This is a genomic window from Vibrio sp. 10N.286.52.C3, assembly GCF_041468865.1.
Lineage (GTDB): Bacteria > Pseudomonadota > Gammaproteobacteria > Enterobacterales > Vibrionaceae > Vibrio > Vibrio crassostreae_C.
This window is the reverse complement of sequence record NZ_JBFRJM010000054.1, coordinates 156,249-172,601: the sequence shown is the minus strand read 5'-3', so window position 1 is coordinate 172,601 and position 16,353 is coordinate 156,249. Positions and strand designations below refer to the sequence as shown.

The window sequence follows — 16,353 nt, the reverse complement described above, 5'->3', positions numbered from 1 at the left end:
TTTTACTTTAATTGGTATAATTCACTAGCTACCACCAAAAACTTAAGTACGATATGCACCTAATCCTAAATGGCGACTAATATAATGAGTAAGCGTCAGTAATTTGGGATTATTATGAGGTTCTTTTTTGCACTGGTTGTATTCTTTTGTTCATTTTCTCTATCAGCAACTTCGTGGGAAAAAGAGAGTCACCCTACTAAAAACTCACCCTCATCAATTGGAAGCTATGCTAATGGCTGTCTAGACGGCGCGCAGGCCTTGCCAATTAATGGGTTGGGGTATCAGATTATTCGCCCCCAAAGAGAGCGCTACTATGGCCATACAGAAGCTATTAAGTTTATTGAGAGGTTAGGTGTCACGACCAGCGAGAAACTCAATACTAATTTATTGATCGGTGATATTTCTCTTCCTAGAGGAGGGCGCTTTTCTTCGGGTCATTCAAGTCATCAAACAGGGTTAGATATCGATATATGGTTAAGGTTAACCAGTAAGAGGTTGTCAGAGAACGAGTTAGCTGTGCCTAAACCTGTGAGCGTTGTGGATCTTACTAACTACAAATTGCGTGAATCGAATTGGACCGATGATCATTTTCAAGTTATTCGCTATGCAGCGAAAGATGAAAAAGTGGTGCGTATTTTTGTTCATCCAGTCATTAAGCAAACCCTTTGTGAACAAGAAAAATCTGAAATTAATGATAGAGCTTGGTTAGGTAAAATAAGACCTTGGTGGGGACATCATTCCCACTTTCACGTTCGTTTAAAGTGTCCTGAAGGCAGCTTAAACTGCATAGCTCAAGCGAGCCCTCCTCAAGGTGATGGTTGTGGAGACGAACTTGCAAGTTGGGCTCCGCAGACTGTTCCAGTTCCACCTCCTAAAAAAGTAGCGAAAACTAAGAAAAAGAAAAAAGTTAAAGTGATGCCAAGTCAATGTTTGGCCTTGATATCTAAGAAGTAATCCTGTTTATCGAGGCTTTTTGCAGTGGTACTGCCACTGGTTTTTTCGACTCTAAAACTGGAGAAATATCACACTTTTGTCTAGAGTTTATAAACACGAGATTAAGAACATCGTTTGATATTAATAAAAGCAATAACGGTATCAGCAAGGGCGATGGCGAATTTGACAAGGTTTGGTCAGGGATTGAGTGTTTTGGGGTGAAAGATGCGGCTTATATGCAGTATGCGAAATCAGAGTCTGATACCCGTCGATAGATAATTCAAGGATAAGACTATGACTATGATTTGTGCGAAGGAATTTTCAGAATGGTTAAGACATAGGTTCAACGCTGAAAGCTCGGGTATTTCAATTTCAAGAGATGACATCAATCAGCTAACAGGCAGACAACGTTTAGATCCTAGTTTCGTAAATGATGTTCACTATGAATTGATGCAGTATGGAATGGCATTTGTGACCGATACCAGCAGGGAAAACTTTTATCTTGTTCCGATAGCTCAATCAATAAACTGGCGAGAACGACTCGAATATCAATTTGAAAAAGAGCTCTTCTGCAATATTTATCCAATCGGAAAATCAGGATGAAAAAAAAGGTTCAACTTATGGTTAAGTTGAACCTTTCTTCTTTTAGGTCAAGCCTTGAATGATAACAAACTTCTCAAGTAGCTCATCATCAGTTTCAATATGGTTTGGGTCAGTGATGATGCATTTTGTAATCGGACACACTGACTGGCATGTTGGCTTTTCATAGTGACCTTTACACTCTGTACATAAATCAGGATCGATCTCGAAGATGCTGTCGCCCATAGTGATTGCACCATTTGGGCATTCAGGATCACACATATCGCAGTTTATGCACTTGTCAGTAATTAACAGAGCCATTATTTTCTTCTCAAGTAAGTCGCTTAAGTAAAAATTATTTGCCTGATGCGTTACGTGTATCTTGGCCTTCGCTCAAGTTACGCATCAGCAAGCCGTACTCTAGATCTAGATCTGCTGGTACAGGAATAAATACAAAGTGACCGTTACCTTTCGCATCGTCGACCGCTTCAGATTTACGGTTTTCCATAACTTCCAGTTTGAAAACAACGTTACCTTTCGGTGTCATCATTTCTAAGCTGTCGCCTACTAGAAACTTGTTCTTCACTTCTACTTCCGCTAGGTCGCCACGGCGCTTACCTGTGAACTCACCAACAAACTGTTGAGTGTCAGAGATAGAGTAACCGTACTCGTAGTTTTGGTAAGTATCGTGAGTATGACGACGTAAGAAGCCTTCAGTGTAACCGCGGTGAGCTAGGCTCTCTAGTGTACCCATTAGGCTTTCATCGAATGGTTTGCTTGCCACTGCATCGTCAATAGCTTTACGGTAAACCTGAGCAGTACGTGCACAGTAGTAGAAAGACTTAGTACGACCTTCGATCTTCAGAGAGTGAACACCCATCTTCGTTAGGCGCTCAACGTGTTGGATTGCACGAAGGTCTTTTGAGTTCATGATGTAAGTACCATGTTCATCTTCAAACGCTGCCATTTTCTCTTCTGGCTTGTGTGATTCAGAAAGCAGAACCACTTCGTCTGTTGGTTTACCAAGACCTAGTGTGTTGTCTGGACGTTCATCTTGAACTTCAACTTCTTGAATAGCGACACCAGTTGGATTAGCTTCAACGATCTGACCGTTTTCGTCTTCTTTCGCTGCTTCAGTTTTGTATTCCCAGCGGCACGCGTTGGTGCAAGTACCTTGGTTTGGATCGCGCTTGTTCATGTAACCAGAAAGCAGACAACGGCCTGAGTAAGCCATGCAAAGTGCACCGTGAACAAAGATCTCTAGCTCTGTTTCTGGGCAGTGTTCGCGAATCTCTTCGATCTCTTCAAGCGATAGCTCACGAGATAGGATTACACGCTCAACACCTTGGGTTGACCAGAACTTAACGGTCGCCCAGTTTACTGCGTTTGCTTGAACCGAAAGGTGGATTGGCATTTCAGGGAATGCTTCACGAACCATCATGATAAGACCAGGATCTGACATGATAAGCGCGTCAGGGCCCATATCTACAACTGGTTTAAGGTCGCGAATGAATGTTTTTAACTTAGAGTTGTGCGGCTGAATGTTACATACAACATATAACTTTTTGCCTTGAGCATGAGCTTCATCGATACCGATTTGTAGGTTTTCGTGATTGAACTCGTTGTTACGAACACGAAGGCTGTAACGTGGCTGGCCTGCGTATACTGCATCTGCGCCGTAGGCGAATGCGTAACGCATGTTTTTAAGGCTTCCTGCCGGTGATAATAGTTCAGGTACAAATGGTTTTTGTGTAGTCATTGCTTCGTTCTCTAATCTGATCTCAAGTCAGGTTGATACCACCAAGTGATATCAAAGGGGCGCAAATTTTACGCTAAAATGAGTTTGGTTGATAGCCCTAAAGATAGCAATGACATTAACAAGAGGGCAGAGAGGTAGATATAAGCGAGAACTTAGTGAGAAATAAGCTCAGATACCCTTAGCACCTGAGCTTATAGTTTGACTGATTAAGCGTTAGGTTGAGTTAACCCGCCTAATGATTCAAATAGGTTCGGAAGGAAAACACTGAACTCACCGCATAGGAGTGAGAAGTCTGCATCAAAACGCGCAGCTTGATCTTCACGAGGAATATCGTCGTTTTCGTCTTTGAGATCATCACTGAATTTTAGGCGTTTGATGCTGCCATCTTCTGCAAGAATGAACTCAATACGGTCTTGCCAGTTGATAAGAAGTTTCGTCACCATCTTATTGGCTTCGATGTGGTTTTTAATCTCATCCGCTTCTAGTTCTTGTTTCTTAACTCGAACAATACCGCCGTCTTCTTGAATAGATTTTAGTTCTGCTTCATCAAGCATAGTGATACCTTGAGGTGTATCACCTGATTTCACCCACTCCGTCAGTGTTGTTTCAATCGCTTGCTCTGGAATAGCAGGCACTACTGGCAGGCTACCCATTGTCTTACGTAGTAATGCCAATACATCTTCTGCTTTTTTGTAGCTGCTCGCATCAACCACAATGAAACCTTCTTTTGGCATGATCAGCGCGTAAGTGAAGTTGCTGCGGCTGAATGCTCGAGGAAGTAGATCAATGATGATGTCTTCTTTTAGGCTGTCTTTCTCTTTCTTTTTCAGAGGGGTACCAGACTCTGCCTCAAGCGTTTCTACTTTTGCGTTCAATGATTCTTTGATCACAGAAGCGGGTAGCATTTTCTCTTCTTTCTTTGCACAGATAAGAATGCGGTTTTCTGATACGTGCGTCATCATATCGCCATGTCTACCCATTGCGTGTACCCAACCAAACTTCTGTTTGTCTTGGCTACCACAAGGAGTAAAGCGGAATTCTTCAAGTTGTTTCTCTAGCTGATCTGCGTTGAAATCAATATCACGGTTGAAGCGATAGACTAGGCAATTTTTAAACCACATAAATTTTTCTCATACCTTTTTAGAAGTGCTTCATGATATGAGATCTAATTCGATTTGTCCCTAGCTCTGTATCAAAAGTTATAAAGTGAAATGTTTGAGACAGTTATATGAAAATTTGTTTTCAAAGGTCACAAAAGTGTCATAATTAACTCAGATAATGCAATGCGTTGATTAAATACAAAGGCTATTCAATTATGTCGAGAAGGATTCTGGTCGTTGAAGATGAAGCACCTATTCGTGAGATGCTGTGCTTCGTGCTTGAACAAAAAGGCTACCAAGCAGTAGAGGCTGAAGATTACGATACAGCGGTAAACAAGCTATGTGAACCTTTCCCAGATCTAGTATTACTAGATTGGATGCTACCTGGTGGTAGCGGGATAAACTTTATCAAGCACATGAAGCGTGAAGAGTTAACTCGCAACATCCCAGTGGTGATGCTAACAGCTCGTGGTGAAGAAGAAGATAAGGTTCGCGGTTTAGAAGTTGGCGCTGACGACTACATTACCAAACCGTTTTCGCCAAAAGAGCTTGTTGCTCGCCTTAAAGCGGTGATTCGTCGTGTAACACCAACGGCATTGGAAGATGTGATTGATGTACAGGGCCTTAAATTAGACCCAGTATCACACCGCGTGACCGCAAGTGAAGGTCCAGTTGATATGGGACCAACAGAATTCAAAATGCTGCATTTCTTTATGACGCACCAAGAGCGTGTATACAGCCGAGAGCAGCTGCTTAACAACGTTTGGGGTACCAATGTTTACGTTGAAGACCGAACGGTTGATGTACATATTCGACGCCTGCGTAAAGCACTTGAATCTGCAGGTCACGACAAGCTAATCCAAACGGTTCGCGGCGCTGGCTACCGTTTTTCTACAAAGGCTTAATGTGGCTTCGCTGCCCAGTTTACGGAGTCCTGAATGGTTGAAAAGTTAACCTGGAAAAAGCTGGCTTGGGAGCTGGCTTTTTTTTACGCACCATGGGTTTTAGTCGGATGGATATTCGGTTACCTACCTTGGTTGCTGCTGGCTGCTACGGTATTGCAGCTCGGCTGGCATCTACACAACCAAATGCGTTTGTCCGCATGGCTGTGGGATGAGAAGCGTCTAACTCCACCTTCAGGCTCTGGGAACTGGGAATCTCTGTTTAACGGTATTTATCGTATGCAGCAGAGACAGCGTCGCAAACGTAAAGAACTGACCAACCTTATCCGCCGTTTCCGTAACGGTGCAGAATCGCTTCCCGATGCCGTTGTGGTATTTCGCGGTGAAGGCAATATCGTTTGGTGTAACAAGCTAGCTCAGTATTTGCTGGGCTTTCGTTGGCCAGATGATTCAGGTCAACCGATCTCGAATTTGATTCGTACTCCAGATTTTATTAAGTACCTTAATAAGCAAGATTTCTCTGAGCCATTAGAGATGCCTTCTCCATTGAATGTGGAGCGTATGCTCGAGCTGCGTATTGTGCCGTATACCGAGGGTGAACACCTGATGGTGGTACGTGATGTGACCCAGCTTAAGCAGTTAGAAGGCATGCGCCGTAACTTCTTCGCTAACGTTTCTCATGAATTGCGTACGCCGATGACCGTCCTTCAAGGTTACCTTGAAATGACCGAAGATCCAGACATGATCGTTGGCCCAATGTGGACCAAGGCGCATGGCGTAATGACTGAGCAGCTCAATCGAATGAACAGTTTGGTTAATCAACTACTCACGCTTTCGAAAATTGAAGCGGCGCCAATGCATGAGTTGGATGAAGTGGTCAACGTTCCGGCGATGCTTGAGGTTCTTGAGAAAGAAGCGGCGAGCCTTAGCGGTGAGCGCGAACATAAGCTTGAGTTTGATATCGATAAGAGCCTACGAGTTCTTGCCGATGAAGACCAATTGAGAAGTGCGATATCGAATTTGGTTTATAACGCGGTTAAATACACACCCGCAGGTGCAACGGTCAAAGTGCGTTGGTATCAAACCAGCCAAGGCGCGTGCTTAGATGTGTCAGATACTGGTGATGGTATTGAGCCTCAACACTTACATCGACTCACAGAGCGCTTCTATCGTGTAGATAAAGCCCGCTCTCGTGATACCGGTGGTAGTGGTCTTGGATTAGCGATTGTAAAGCATGCGCTTAGCCACCACGATTCACATCTCGAAATTCAAAGTGAAGTGGGCGTCGGCAGTCGTTTCCATTTCACGTTGCCAAACCGATTGACTGTGTCATGAGTGACTTAATACGCAGGATGCGTTTGCCAATTGGTTCACTGTTAGCGATGGTATTGGCGTGTCCAAGCTTCGCTGAGCAGAGTGTTGAGTCATTGCCTGATTATTCCAAAGTTCCTGGTATCTCTGGAAGCTTGTTATCGGTCGGGTCTGATACTTTGGCTGGGATGACGACATTGTGGGTAGAGGAGTTTAAATCCTACTACCCGAATGTGAACGCTCAGGTCCAAGCATCGGGCTCTTCTACTGCGCCTCCTGCATTGACGGAAGGGACTGCTCACCTTGGTCCTATGAGCCGACCAATGCGTTTACGTGAAGTGGAAGCCTTTGAAAGAGAGCATGGTTATAAGCCAACTGCATTACGAGTCGCTATTGACGCAATCGGGCTGTTTGTCCACCGAGATAATCCTATTGAAGGGCTTAACTTTCGTCAGATTGATGGCATTTTTTCTGAGACATTACGCTGCGGAGCAACAAGGCCCCTCAATAACTGGCAAGATCTCGGAATCGATCAGCCATGGGCGAAACATCGATTCCAATTGTTCGGTCGCAATTCTGTATCGGGGACTTATGGATACTTCAAACAGAATGCACTGTGCGGCGGTGACTTTAAAAATCGTGTGAATGAGCAACCTGGTTCGGCTTCAGTCGTTCAGTCGGTCGCTTCATCCATCAGTGGGATTGGCTACTCGGGCATTGGCTACCGCGTAGCAGGTGTTAAGCTGATTCCTATTGCAGAGCACGGCTCTAATTATGTTGAGCCTACGCGTGAGAATATCTTGAGTGGTGATTACCCTCTATCTCGTTTTCTCTATGTGTATGTGAATAAGCATCCGGATAAACCACTTTCTCCGGTTGAGAGAGAGTTCCTTACTTTTGTATTCTCAAAGCAGGGACAAGAGCTTGTAGAAAAAGATGGTTATTTAGCGATACCGTCTGAGTTCGCAGAGCAAGAATTGGCAAAAGTCGGGCTCTAATTCAGGCTGCGATAAACTTAGATAAGAAACGTATGAACAGCTTGCGCGTCGCAGGCTGTTTTAATTTTGACTGTTCGTTATTTTAGCTTTAACGACCATCCTGCATTTTGCCAACGTTGTTGCTCTTCTCTGAGCTCATAATCAAGCAGTTGGTTTTGGGCCAACCAATCGCTGTTAGTTCCTTTCAATTCCCAGTTATCCTGTTGTTCAATCGTTAGAGTCGCGTCTGGGGCCAGTGCTTGATTTCGCTGACGGTTGAGTAAGATAGCGAGTCTCAATATACGAATCAGCAGGGTGACTTGTTGCTGAGTAAACAGAGAAAGTTCCGGCAAATCTTGTAGTTTGAGCGCTTTTCTTTGATAGCGAACCAATGCTGATATAAGGCGTTGTTGCTCAGTATTAAAGCCTGGCATTGTCGTATGCTTAAGCAGATAAGCCGAATGGCGGTGATAGCCTTGGAATGCAATGCTTTGTCCTACCTCATGAAGTACTGCAGCCCAACCAAGCAGATCATACAGCTCATTAGTGACCGCAGTTGTCACTTGAGGCTGTACTTGTTTCAGCAATGAAAGAGCGAGCACTTTCACTTTCTCGCCATGAGTTACGTCTACATGGTATCGAGAGACGAGCGTTTCGGCAGTTCTTGTTCGAATATCAATATCTTTAAACCTATCCTCCATGTCATAAAGAACGCCTTCTCTCAGGGCACCATCAGAAAAATGTAACTCCTTGATGTCTAGCGTATCCATTGCTGCTGAAAGAATGGTGACGCCTGCAGCAAACACAGGCTTTCTCTCATCACTTAAGCCTGAAAGATTTACGGTGTTGGATGATGAAAACTCACATAAGTGATTCTTTAAATAGGACAGGCGTTGGGGCGTAATGAGACCATCGGTGAACCCTAAGCCAATGAGTACTTCTTTTATTGATTTCGTGGTACCAGATGAGCCAAAAGCGATTTCCCAAGGGGCTTTTGTGTATTCTTTAATCAATGGCATCAATAGACGAGTAGCTGCGGTATAAGCATCTGAGAAGTGTCGCGAAGTTAGCCCTTCGTCAGCAAAGAAACGTTGAGTGAAGTTGACGCATCCCATCGGTAAACTGCGCATAATTAGAGGAGTAAAGCCTTGTCCGGCGACGAGTTCCGTACTCCCTCCACCGATATCAATAACCAACTTAGATTCAGAAGCGGTTTGAGTGTGTTCTGCTCCGTTATAGATTATTCGAGCTTCTTCTTGACCGGAAATGATCTCTATTGGAAAAGGAAACAGTGGCTTGGCTTGCTCTAAGAAGTCTTTAGCGTTTTTGGCTTTTCTTAGGGTATGAGTCGCAACAACTCTGACATCATCAAGCTCAAAATCCGCTAGTCGTTCTGCGAACACCTTGAGGCATTCTAGGCCTCGCTCGATAGCGCTTTCGGATAGGAAGTTACGTTCATCCAATCCATCACCTAATCTCACTTTCTGTTTGTGTCTGCTGACTAATTGCAGGTGTTGATCGAATACTCGGGCAACCACCATGTGGAAGCTGTTCGAACCTAAGTCGATAGCGGCAATACATCGAGAATGTTCGTTATCAATTAGCGGCATGATTTCTTCTCTTGTTTGTACTTCTTGCGAGTAAGTTTCTCCATACGTTTAATATAGTGGTAAGTGGAGAGTTGTGACGTTGGGTAATCAAGTGGGGTTGCTGGTGGTTGTATGTAAGGGTTGCTCATCGATTGGTCTAACACTCGAGCTTTGTTGCCGTCTTCAAAATGAAACTCGGTGATATCGATAATGGTTTGCTTGATCTTTGGATCTAAAATTGGGGCAGCAACCTCGATGCGGTGATCAAAGTTTCGAGTCATCCAGTCAGCAGAGGAGATATAGACTTTCGGCTTTCCAGCATTACCAAATATCATCACTCTCGGATGTTCGAGAAAACGATCGACCACACTGACAATCTCAATATGGTCACTGATGTTGGGTATGCCAGAGACAAGGGAGCACATACCACGAATGACCATTCTTACTTTTACATTGGCTTGGCTAGCCTGATAGAGCTTTTCGATGATCTCTCGATCGACCAAGTTGTTGAGTTTTAGAGTGATGCTTGCAGGTTTACCTTCTATCGCGTTTTGTATTTCATTATCTATCAATTGGTACAGACGTTTTCTAGTATTCTTTGGTGACACAATCAGTTGCTTGAACTGGGACTTTTGATAAGGGTTTTCAATATACTTAAAGACTTGTCTCACCTCTTGAGTCAAATCTTCATTCGCAGTGAGCAGAGAAAAATCGGTATACACGCGCGCTGTAACTTCATGGAAGTTGCCAGTGCCAATATGGGCATAATGCTCGGTATGCTTGCCTTCTTTTCGTTTGATGAGCAGCAACTTGGAATGGATCTTCAAACTTGGGATGCCATGGATGACTTTTACACCCGCTTCTTGAAGTTTCTTGGTCCATTGAATGTTGGCTTGCTCATCAAAGCGTGCTTGCAGCTCGACAACCACAGTGACCTTTTTGCCATTGTGCGCCGCATCGATGATCGAGCTGAGGAGTTTTGAGCCTTCCGCAACACGGTAAACGTTTATTTTGATGGAGGTTACCTTCGGGTCAAAGGAAGCCTGCCTAACCAGTTCAGTGATGTGACTAAAGGTGTGATAAGGATAATGCAGTAAGATGTCGCGAGCTTTGATCGCTTCGAAATAGTTTGGGTAATGGCTGAAATGCACGCACTTAATCGCGGGTAGAGGACGATTAACTAAATCACGTCGGTTAAGGCTTGGGAACTCAGAGAAATGTTTGAAGTTATGATAGCGACCACCTGCGATGACACTGTCATAGTCAGACAGTTTAAGTCTGACTTGTAAGAAGTTGAGCATTTCAGTTGGCATTTCAGATTCATAGATCAGACGTATCGGCAGTGCCGTTAAGCGCTGTTCTAAACCTAAAGACATCGATTCTAATAGGTTATTTTCATTGTCCTCTTGCAGATCATAATCGGCATCACGTGTCATTTTTATCGCAAAACAACGCAATGAGTCATACTCAAAGAATCCTTTAAGTAAGTCATCCAAACAAAATCGAACTATATTATCTAACAAGATCAAAGTTGTACGCTGCGAACCCGAAGTTTCCGGTAACTTAACAAATCGAGGGAGTGCTTCTGATGGGATTTCGAGTAAGACATATTGAGATGATGCATCACGCTCGATGTCGATGGCTAAGTAACTTTGTTCATCTTTGAGAATATTAAGTAACTGGCTATCTTCGTTCAAGAGAATCGGAGTTAAGTGTGGCAGCACTTTTTTCTTAAAGTACTTTTTTATCCAGCCACTTTGTTCTTCGCTGATTTGTTGTTCGTTGACCAGAAAAATACGATTGCGTACCAATTCCAATAGCAAGTCGTTATACAGTTCATGGAATTGAGCATCGAGCTTGCTTGCTTTGCTCTGCATTTTAGTCAGTAGGCTTTTCGGCGAGTTGGAGGTTAGCTGTGGATCTTGAAGTAAGATCTTTCGCTTCACATCAGCAAATCGGACTTTGTAAAACTCATCGAGGTTTTTCGAGTAAATACCTAAAAAACGAACTCTTTCGATTAAGGGGACTGACTTATCTGCCGCTTCTTGGAGCACTCTTTCGTTGAAGGATAACCAGCTAAGTTCTTTTGTGACATAGTCTTTTTCCATCGAGATGAGAATCCTTGAGTACTGGCTATAGAGCTGATTACTTTAAATTAGAATGGCAAAATTCACAAAATCTATGATCTTACTTTAAGAAATATGGCTAACAAACTTGTTATTAGTTTCAGTTGTTTAACGTAACTTGTAATATAATTGTCATCTAACGTACATATTATGTCAGTAGCTAAAAAAAGGTAGATAAACAGATGGCATCAGCCCAATTTTCATTGAAAGAGCGCGACAAAAAAAGATGGTTGAAAGATCGTCTCGTCCGTTTTTCGGTGACATGTGGCGCGGTCAGTGTTCTAGCTGCCCTAGTATTGATCTTTGTTTACTTGGCGATGGTCATTTTACCGGTATTTTCTGATACTGGTTTAGAGACAGACCAAGCTGTAAAGACCGTTGCCGTAGAAAAACCTATCGTCTTATCGGTTGATGAATACGGTCAGCATGCATTTACTATCGAAAAATCTGGTTTGGTACAGTTTTGGGATTTAGAGTCTCAAAATACACACTCTTACTTTGAGCGTGATGTTGTAGCCAACCCCATCGCCTTTTCTCGAAACACCCCATCTGAAAACTGGTTTGCCTTTGCCGACAGCGCAAGCAATCTTACTTTTTTCTATCCTGAGTATAGTGCGCCTGTGCTGAAAAAGGGCAGCGAAGCCGAACCTAAAATTGAGCAAATCACTCTCCCTGAACCGTTTTTAAATGATGAACCCTCAAATGGGGCGACGATCGACAAATTCGCATTCTCTAAAAATGGACGTGGGATTACGGTTGCCGCGCAGTTAAGTGACCAACGAGTCTTGGTTAAGTGGTATCAGAGTGACCTTACTGGTCAGTATGTTTTTCAGAAGAGCCAATGGCTATCGGATAAGTTGGGCTTGCAGCAGCAACTGCTTGTCACACCTGATGGGCAAACCTTATACCTACGAGCACAATCGGATTTGGTTGTTTTGAAACTATCAGATAACGGTTTTGATGTTCGTGAAGTGATTGATCTTAGCTTAAATGATGCGAAGCATTCCGTGAAAAGCATCGATTTATTGTCTGGCGCATACTCGTTGTTGGTTACGCATGAGGACGGACAGGTTTCTCAATGGTTCGATGTACTCAAAGATGAAAAGCGTAGCCTGACCCATATTCGAGACTTCCAACTTGCTGAACAAGTGCAATTTATTCTTCCTGATACTTATAGAAAGGGTTTTTATAGCTTCTATAAGAACGGCACATTACAAAGCCACTATACGACCAGTGAAAAGCTGTCGTTGTTTGAACGCGCATTTGATAAATCACCACAACTAGCCGCTATGTCTGCCAATGAACTGCATCTGGCAACGTTGATTGATGGCATCATCAGTGTGGCTAAAGTCGACAATGAATACCCACAAATCTCATTCTCCTCGCTTTGGCAAAAGGTCTGGTATGAAAGTTACCCTGAGCCGCAATACGTTTGGCAATCAACATCGGCGAATGATGACTTTGAAGAGAAATTCAGTTTAGTACCTATCACATTCGGTACTATCAAAGCCGCTCTGTTTGCGATGATGTTTGCCGTGCCGGTTGCTGTGCTCGGAGCTATTCACACCGCTTATTTTATGTCTCCACGCATGCGAAGAGTGGTGAAGCCTTCGATAGAGCTGATGGAAGCTCTTCCAACCGTGATCATCGGATTTTTGGCTGGGCTTTGGTTTGCTCCAATCGTTGAAACACATTTAACGGCTGTCTTCTCATTAATGATGCTATTACCACTGAGCACACTGTTGACTGGACTTGTTTGGTTCTGTTTACCGAAGAGGGTAACGGGTCGCTTCTCTAACGGTTGGCATGCTCTGATATTGATTCCGGTATTGGTGATTACAGTGGTTGCGGTGTTTGCTGGTGGAAACAACATTGAAGCCTTGTTATTTGGTGGTGATATTCGTACCTTCTTGGCTAGCTATGGTATCGACTTTGACCAACGCAATGCGCTAGTGGTTGGTTTTGCTATGGGCTTTGCGGTCATCCCAACGATTTTCACTATTGCTGAAGATGCTATTTTCTCTGTACCTAAACATTTGTCTGATGGGTCATTAGCGTTGGGTGCGACGGCGTGGCAGACGCTTATTTATGTGGTGCTATTGACGGCGAGTCCAGGTATCTTTTCTGCGGTTATGATGGGCCTAGGGCGAGCAGTTGGTGAAACCATGATCGTCTTGATGGCGACAGGTAACACCCCAATTCTTGACTGGAATGTTTTGGAAGGGATGAGAACTTTATCGGCAACGATTGCTGTTGAGCTGCCAGAATCAGAAGTGGGTGGTTCTCATTTCCGCTTGCTGTTCTTGGCTGCACTCTTGCTGTTTATCTTTACATTCGCGGTGAACTCAGTTGCTGAGTGGGTTAGACAAAGACTGAGAGATAAATATCGTGCGCTGTAGTTTTAAAGGTTTGCCTCAATGTGTATCAATGGCTTTTAGTGGCTTGACTAGCGTGTCTCTTGATCTTTGCAGCTCCTTGATTTCAGAACGCCAAGAGCAAGGTCGATCATGATGAATAAACTGAAGTCATTATTATCTTGGGTTAAATCGGGCTCTCCGTGGATATGGCTTACGGGCGGGGCGGTGAGCATCAGTATGCTTTCTGTTCTTGGCCTAATGCTGCTGATTGGTTGGAAGGGCTTAACCTATTTTTGGCCCGCACCTTTGTATCAATGGCAAGTCGACTCCAAAGACCTATCGTTAGTGGTCGATCTTGACGAAACGGTATCAAAGCAAGATGTATTGATTGGCCAGTTGTATGAACGTAAATACATCCCGATAGAGCAAGTTCCACAAGTACACGACCTCTTGTCGCCTCAAAATTTGTCGACGGGACTAATTCAGCGCTTAAGTATCAAAGTCGCCAACAGAGAACTGTACCCTGCGGATTTTGTTTCCATTCTGGATGTCAATTTACGTGAACCAACAACGCCGCTTGATTGGATTGTGATTGAACGAAGTCGAGGTGGTTATTTCTTTGGTAAGCCTGTGGGTTTTAAAACCGCTTCTGGCACCTTTAATTCGAACATAGACCAAAAGCTCGAACAAGGCTTGGCGTTCGCTGATACGTTACGTAAAGAAACGTCGCGTGTTGTGAACCAAGAAATCCGCAATATCAGTTGGCAATTGGAAAATCTGCGCTTAGAAAAACGTAAGCTTGAACTCAATGAGTCAGTGAGCGATGAATACCTTAAAACCTATACTCAAACTAAACTGGAATTAAATAGCCAGTTAGCGGAAGCAGAAGTAAAGCTTGAGCATCTTAGAACACAGCTCAATGTTGAAAGCTTGTTGGTGGAAGATATGACAGGAGAGCAGGTTGAAATTTCGCTCAGTCATATCTTGGATTATTGGTACCCAAATAATATGTCTTATCTTGAAAAGGTTGGGCATTGGGGCAAACAAGTTTGGAAGTTCTTATCAGAGAACCCACGAGACTCAAACTCTGAAGGTGGGGTGTTTCCTGCAATTTTCGGCACTGTGCTGCTAGTTATTCTCATGTCGATCGTAGTGATGCCACTTGGTGTAGTTGCTGCGATATATCTTCATGAATATGCAAGAAACAACGCATTAACACGTTTGATTCGTATTGCCGTGATTAACTTAGCGGGTGTGCCGTCGATTGTGTATGGCGTATTCGGCTTAGGATTCTTTGTGTATACCATCGGTGGCTCAATCGATTCTTTGTTTTACGCAGAGCGATTACCCGCTCCGACATTTGGTACACCGGGCCTATTATGGTCTGCTCTGACCTTAGCGGTATTAACATTACCCGTTGTTATTGTAACTACGGAAGAGGGCTTAACGCGTATTCCTAGTTCGGTGAGGCACGGTTCATTAGCGCTTGGGGCTACTCAATTTGAGACGCTTTGGCGCATTGTTTTACCGATGGCAAGCCCAGCGATTATCACTGGTTTAATTTTGGCAATCGCGAGAGCCGCGGGGGAAGTTGCACCACTTATGCTGGTGGGTGTTGTTAAATTGGCATCTAGCTTGCCAGTCGATGGTCAGTTTCCGTATTTACACTTAGATAGAAAGTTCATGCATTTAGGCTTTCATATCTATGATGTTGGTTTTCAAACCTCTAATATCGAAGCGGCACGACCTTTAGTGTATGCGACTTCATTTTTATTGGTTACGGTGATTGTTGGGTTGAACTTAACAGCCATCAATATCCGTAATAACTTGCGTGAAAAATACCGAACCTTAGGACAAGATTAGATGTTCTCGATTAATGAAACCTTGGGTTACCAAGCACCACTTGATGTTCACAATCTGAAGGATGAGCAAATTGCTATCTCGATCGAAGGGCTAAATCTTTACTATAAAGAGAGCCAAGCACTTGATGATATCTCGATGCAGATCCCGAAGGGGCAGGTGACGGCGTTTATCGGCCCTTCTGGGTGTGGTAAGTCGACTCTGCTGCGCTGCATTAATCGCATGAACGATCTTGTTGAAGGCTGTAAGGTTTCCGGGAAAGTGAAGCTTCATGGCAAGAACGTCTATCACCCTAAGGTGGATGTTGCGACCTTACGACGCCGTGTGGGTATGGTATTCCAGCGTCCAAACCCTTTTCCTAAATCTATCTATGAGAATGTGGTTTATGGCTTGAGGCTACAAGGCGTTAGCAACAGCCGAGACCTTGATGATGCGGTTGAACGCTCTCTGCGCGCTGCTGCGTTATGGGATGAAGTGAAAGATCGGTTGCATGAGAATGCTTTTGGTTTATCTGGCGGTCAACAGCAGCGTTTGGTTATCGCTCGTGCGGTTGCGATTGAGCCTGAAGTGCTGTTGTTAGATGAGCCGACATCGGCACTCGATCCGATTTCTACTTTGACGATTGAAGAGTTGATCAACGATCTCAAAACGCAATACACAGTGGTGATTGTTACCCACAACATGCAACAAGCCGCGCGTGTAAGTGACCATACTGCCTTTATTCATATGGGAAAATTGATCGAGTACTCAGATACGGACTCAATTTTTACGTCTCCATTGAAAAACCAGACGGAAGACTACATTACTGGTAGATATGGCTAACCTCTCCAAAGGTGTCATCTAGAGCTAAGTCACTCTAC

13 protein-coding genes are annotated in these 16,353 nt (G+C 43.9%); 8 read left to right on the top strand and 5 right to left on the bottom strand.

Features of this window, described 5'->3' with window-relative positions; all coding sequences use genetic code 11:
* Positions 1-114: 114 nt before the first annotated feature.
* Positions 115-954 carry a penicillin-insensitive murein endopeptidase gene (gene mepA / locus AB4138_RS17685; RefSeq protein WP_372307037.1) on the top strand — a complete coding sequence of 280 codons (840 nt, stop codon included), beginning with the start codon at positions 115-117 and terminating at the stop codon, positions 952-954.
* Between the two features lie 273 nt (positions 955-1,227).
* Entirely contained in the window at positions 1,228-1,536 is a 309-nt protein-coding gene (locus AB4138_RS17680; protein WP_017062536.1) for a hypothetical protein, read from the top strand.
* A 42-nt stretch (positions 1,537-1,578) separates the two neighbouring features.
* On the opposite strand, the gene AB4138_RS17675 is transcribed toward AB4138_RS17680, so the two are convergent.
* The 3 genes from AB4138_RS17675 to rdgC all read right to left on the bottom strand — a co-directional run bounded on the left by AB4138_RS17675 (position 1,579) and on the right by rdgC (position 4,392).
* Positions 1,579-1,833: a YfhL family 4Fe-4S dicluster ferredoxin gene (locus AB4138_RS17675; RefSeq protein WP_004735061.1), complete on the bottom strand. Its 255-nt coding sequence runs from the start codon at positions 1,831-1,833 to the stop codon at positions 1,579-1,581.
* A 34-nt stretch (positions 1,834-1,867) separates the two neighbouring features.
* Complete coding sequence (gene yegQ / locus AB4138_RS17670; RefSeq protein WP_372307033.1) at positions 1,868-3,271, bottom strand: tRNA 5-hydroxyuridine modification protein YegQ; 1,404 nt, start codon at positions 3,269-3,271, stop codon at positions 1,868-1,870.
* Positions 3,272-3,477: 206 nt separating this feature from the next.
* The gene (rdgC, locus tag AB4138_RS17665; RefSeq protein ID WP_372307030.1) at positions 3,478-4,392 is read right to left on the bottom strand and encodes a recombination-associated protein RdgC; all 915 of its coding nucleotides are present in this window, start codon (positions 4,390-4,392) and stop codon (positions 3,478-3,480) included.
* 194 nt (positions 4,393-4,586) lie between these two features.
* Here rdgC and phoB point away from each other — a divergent pair, with 194 nt between their 5' ends.
* From phoB to AB4138_RS17650, 3 genes are read left to right on the top strand one after another with little or no spacing between them, the layout of a single operon-like run.
* A complete protein-coding gene (gene phoB, locus AB4138_RS17660) occupies positions 4,587-5,276 on the top strand; it encodes a phosphate regulon transcriptional regulator PhoB (RefSeq protein WP_004735064.1) in 690 nt (229 codons plus the stop codon).
* Positions 5,277-5,309: 33 nt separating this feature from the next.
* Positions 5,310-6,608 (top strand): phosphate regulon sensor histidine kinase PhoR, encoded by a 1,299-nt coding sequence (gene phoR, locus AB4138_RS17655; RefSeq protein ID WP_004740365.1) that lies wholly within the window; start codon positions 5,310-5,312, stop codon positions 6,606-6,608.
* Between the two features lie 17 nt (positions 6,609-6,625).
* Positions 6,626-7,582 carry a PstS family phosphate ABC transporter substrate-binding protein gene (locus tag AB4138_RS17650; protein ID WP_008223911.1) on the top strand — a complete coding sequence of 319 codons (957 nt, stop codon included), beginning with the start codon at positions 6,626-6,628 and terminating at the stop codon, positions 7,580-7,582.
* Between the two features lie 77 nt (positions 7,583-7,659).
* Here AB4138_RS17650 and ppx read toward each other — a convergent pair whose 3' ends face one another.
* Both ppx and ppk1 read right to left on the bottom strand, forming a co-directional pair.
* Positions 7,660-9,171 carry an exopolyphosphatase gene (gene ppx, locus AB4138_RS17645; protein WP_372307028.1) on the bottom strand — a complete coding sequence of 504 codons (1,512 nt, stop codon included), beginning with the start codon at positions 9,169-9,171 and terminating at the stop codon, positions 7,660-7,662.
* Positions 9,162-11,258, bottom strand: a complete 2,097-nt coding sequence (gene ppk1 / locus AB4138_RS17640) for a polyphosphate kinase 1 (RefSeq protein WP_372307025.1) — start codon at positions 11,256-11,258, stop codon at positions 9,162-9,164. The genes ppx and ppk1 overlap by 10 nt, the downstream gene beginning before the upstream one ends.
* Positions 11,259-11,458: 200 nt before the next feature.
* On the opposite strand from ppk1, the gene AB4138_RS17635 reads away from it, so the two are divergent.
* From AB4138_RS17635 to pstB, 3 genes are all read left to right on the top strand, one after another.
* Positions 11,459-13,675, top strand: a complete 2,217-nt coding sequence (locus AB4138_RS17635; RefSeq protein WP_372307021.1) for an ABC transporter permease subunit — start codon at positions 11,459-11,461, stop codon at positions 13,673-13,675.
* Positions 13,676-13,786: 111 nt separating this feature from the next.
* Positions 13,787-15,496 (top strand): phosphate ABC transporter permease PstA, encoded by a 1,710-nt coding sequence (pstA, locus tag AB4138_RS17630; protein ID WP_372307043.1) that lies wholly within the window; start codon positions 13,787-13,789, stop codon positions 15,494-15,496.
* Positions 15,497-16,315: a phosphate ABC transporter ATP-binding protein PstB gene (gene pstB, locus AB4138_RS17625; protein ID WP_009848269.1), complete on the top strand. Its 819-nt coding sequence runs from the start codon at positions 15,497-15,499 to the stop codon at positions 16,313-16,315.
* Positions 16,316-16,353 lie beyond the last annotated feature (38 nt).

Coding starts and splice junctions, on each gene's coding strand:
- ppx (WP_372307028.1), bottom strand. CDS start 9,171: ATGCCGCTAATTGATAACGAACATTCTCGATGTATTGCCGCTATCGAC.
- AB4138_RS17675 (WP_004735061.1), bottom strand. CDS start 1,833: ATGGCTCTGTTAATTACTGACAAGTGCATAAACTGCGATATGTGTGAT.
- AB4138_RS17680 (WP_017062536.1), top strand. CDS start 1,228: ATGACTATGATTTGTGCGAAGGAATTTTCAGAATGGTTAAGACATAGG.
- pstB (WP_009848269.1), top strand. CDS start 15,497: ATGTTCTCGATTAATGAAACCTTGGGTTACCAAGCACCACTTGATGTT.
- AB4138_RS17650 (WP_008223911.1), top strand. CDS start 6,626: ATGCGTTTGCCAATTGGTTCACTGTTAGCGATGGTATTGGCGTGTCCA.
- mepA (WP_372307037.1), top strand. CDS start 115: ATGAGGTTCTTTTTTGCACTGGTTGTATTCTTTTGTTCATTTTCTCTA.
- rdgC (WP_372307030.1), bottom strand. CDS start 4,392: ATGTGGTTTAAAAATTGCCTAGTCTATCGCTTCAACCGTGATATTGAT.
- phoB (WP_004735064.1), top strand. CDS start 4,587: ATGTCGAGAAGGATTCTGGTCGTTGAAGATGAAGCACCTATTCGTGAG.
- yegQ (WP_372307033.1), bottom strand. CDS start 3,271: ATGACTACACAAAAACCATTTGTACCTGAACTATTATCACCGGCAGGA.
- AB4138_RS17635 (WP_372307021.1), top strand. CDS start 11,459: ATGGCATCAGCCCAATTTTCATTGAAAGAGCGCGACAAAAAAAGATGG.
- ppk1 (WP_372307025.1), bottom strand. CDS start 11,258: ATGGAAAAAGACTATGTCACAAAAGAACTTAGCTGGTTATCCTTCAAC.
- phoR (WP_004740365.1), top strand. CDS start 5,310: ATGGTTGAAAAGTTAACCTGGAAAAAGCTGGCTTGGGAGCTGGCTTTT.
- pstA (WP_372307043.1), top strand. CDS start 13,787: ATGAATAAACTGAAGTCATTATTATCTTGGGTTAAATCGGGCTCTCCG.